Genomic DNA, 2,874 nt, shown 5'->3' with positions numbered 1-2,874 from the left:
AATACTTCTCTATCTACCTTCTTTCAATCCCTTGAAGCATTACCGCTTTTATATTTTAGTCACTTCGCGTGCTCTCTTAATAATTATTTTACAAAAAGTCTCTTAGAGATATAAGAATGCTATTTGATTCGTGTAAAAAATATTGCTACTTTTTGGGAATAGATTTGGAGGCAATGGTTAATGGGTAAGAGTTTCGGAGTTTATTTCTAGTTCTTGAATTGTTACAACCTATATTATAAATCTCCAGAAAAGAAGGAAGAGGGAAAACTTGAATGGAAGTAGAAATAATTGATAATTTGCGGATAATAATTGATTTTATTTTTCGTTTTTGGAGATGTCTATTGATAATTAATAATTAGAGATATAAGAATCCTATTTTATTCGTGTAAAAAATTTTGCAACCTATTTAGGATTGCTATAGTTTTCATTATTCATTATCAATTATCAATTATCAATTATCAATTATCAATTATCCATTATCCATTATCCATTATCCATTATTGATAAAGCGACTCGGAGATAATTGCTGGATAATCTCATCATGTTCCCCAGCTACATAATTANTTATCAATTATCAATTATCAATTATCAATTATCAATTATCCATTATCCATTATCCATTATCCATTATTGATAAAGCGACTCGGAGATAATTGCTGGATAATCTCATCATGTTCCCCAGCTACATAATTAGCAAATCTTTTAGCTAGGGGAGGCACGAGTGTGAATGGACTGGTAAAGCCAGAAAAAATATGTATTCCTTCTATATTAGGAATAGCTCCGATGAGAGGTAAGTTGTCAGCACTGTATGCTATTAAACAGTGATTCCAGGTTGCTGGTAAATTTTCTAATGCAGGCAAAATTTTTCCTATCTCTACTCGCATAGCAGTTTCACTTTGAACAGGATCTACTTTAGCGTGGGGGTCAGTGAGTACGCGGGAAATTTGACCTATTCTGATACTACCGTTTTTAAATTGAATTGTGCCAGCGTCTAAGCTAAATGGTACAAACTCGTGACCAGGTTCATCCCACATTTGCTCAAACTCAACTGTACTTGTAGCAGCTTCACAATTTAAACGTTTTTCTAATGCTGTTAACACAGTAGTATTTAGTTTCAGTTCAACAGGAGGAGTTTCTAACATTTCAGCATGGGTGAAGTAAATACGNATACTACCGTTTTTAAATTGAATTGTGCCAGCGTCTAAGCTAAATGGTACAAACTCGTGACCAGGTTCATCCCACATTTGCTCAAACTCAACTGTACTTGTAGCAGCTTCACAATTTAAACGTTTTTCTAATGCTGTTAACACAGTAGTATTTAGTTTCAGTTCAACAGGAGGAGTTTCTAACATTTCAGCATGGGTGAAGTAAATACGGGTAGGGATACCTGCTGATTTTAGGAAGTGACGGGAAATTCCACCTGCACAAATAACAATATTCGCAGCGTGATAAGTTTTGTTTGTGGTGTAGACTCCGGTTATGCGTTCTGGATAGCTATGGGTTGAATTGCCAGTTTTGACTAACCCAGTTACCTCTGCAATTTCAATTTGACCTCCTAACCTAGTAAATGCTTGAGAGTATCCTAAAGTTATAGCTTCTGGAGAAACATGACCTTGACTCACACTCAAAGCTCCTGCGATCGCCTCTTTATTTAGTAAGGGTTCCATTTCACAAGCTTCTTCGACACTTATGAAACGAGGTACAGTATTACACTGGGAGAAATTAGTAGCTATTTTTTCTGGGTCATCTTCTGGGGTTATAGTTAGTAATAAATCTAACTCTCGAAACTGGGTATCTATTTCTAACTCTTCTGATAGATAATGATGGCGTTGTTTTCCTTCCTGAAAAAGTTGATTGGTCAAATTTGTAGTAGCAGACCAGTAGGGTAGACCAGCATAACTATAACGAGTGGCACTTTTTAAAGTAGAATATTTTTCCAAAAGGAGTACAGCAAAACCTTTTTTTACCAGTTCATAACTAAGAGCAGCTCCAGTTATACCACCCCCGACTACAATCCAATCGTAACTTTTCATATATTTTTTATATTTTTTAATGTAACAGTTTCCTGATATAATAATAGGTATTTAACTAATAACAAACATTAGATTATTTAGCAAAATAATTATGCAATTGATTAATGAGTTATTCAAGATAAATACTAGACTCAAGATTGTAATTTGTAGACCTATACTTATATTACTATCAAGTATAATTTGGCCTACAATTAGCCNTTTTCGGCATAATTTTGCAATTGATTAATGAGTTATTCAAGATAAATACTAGACTCAAGATTGTAATTTGTAGACCTATACTTATATTACTATCAAGTATAATTTGGCCTACAATTAGCCTAGCACAATTGCCTCGTTTTGATTCTCCTATACCTAAGTCCTTTTCTCAGGAAAAACAGTCTTCGACCGTATTACCATCAAATAGTCTTCAAATTCAGCCAACTCAGCCTTCCGAAAAATCAATTGTTGATGGCTCAACAGCTCCTTTACCTGGAGACAGACAATTGCCTCTTGGAATTATTAAACCTGTGAATGGTTTTGTCAATATTAAACTCACAAATAAAACTGCTGCTAAAATTTCCTATGAGGTAATTGGAGATACTACACAACGTCAGTTATCAGGAAAATCTGAAGTTATTTTAAGGACATTAAAAGTGCCTGTGAATATTACTTTCTATCGTGATAAGGGAGGCTTTTTATTGATACAACCACAGGTCATCGCTGAAAAAGGTCTTTTAGAGTTGATTATGACGGAAACTAATGATTTCAATTTGGATAAATCTAGTCTGTTAATTGAGGAAACTGGAAGTTTATTTTTAAATTAGTTAATGCTTAAATGCTAATTTTTTTTACTATATAGATT

The 2,874-nt window shown here is 33.8% G+C and carries 1 protein-coding gene; it reads right to left on the bottom strand.

Annotated features, from left to right (window positions below; translation table 11 throughout):
- Positions 1-1,167: 1,167 nt before the first annotated feature.
- Positions 1,168-2,033, bottom strand: an 866-nt coding sequence (locus AFK68_RS03415) for an FAD-binding oxidoreductase (protein ID WP_246843974.1), incomplete at its 3' end; no start/stop codon positions are given.
- Positions 2,034-2,874 lie beyond the last annotated feature (841 nt).

This window comes from Hydrocoleum sp. CS-953 (genome assembly GCF_002260545.1).
Classification (GTDB): Bacteria; Cyanobacteriota; Cyanobacteriia; order Cyanobacteriales; family Microcoleaceae; genus Trichodesmium.
The sequence above is the reverse complement of the archived record's forward strand: the minus strand, read 5'-3'. Positions and strand labels throughout refer to the sequence as shown.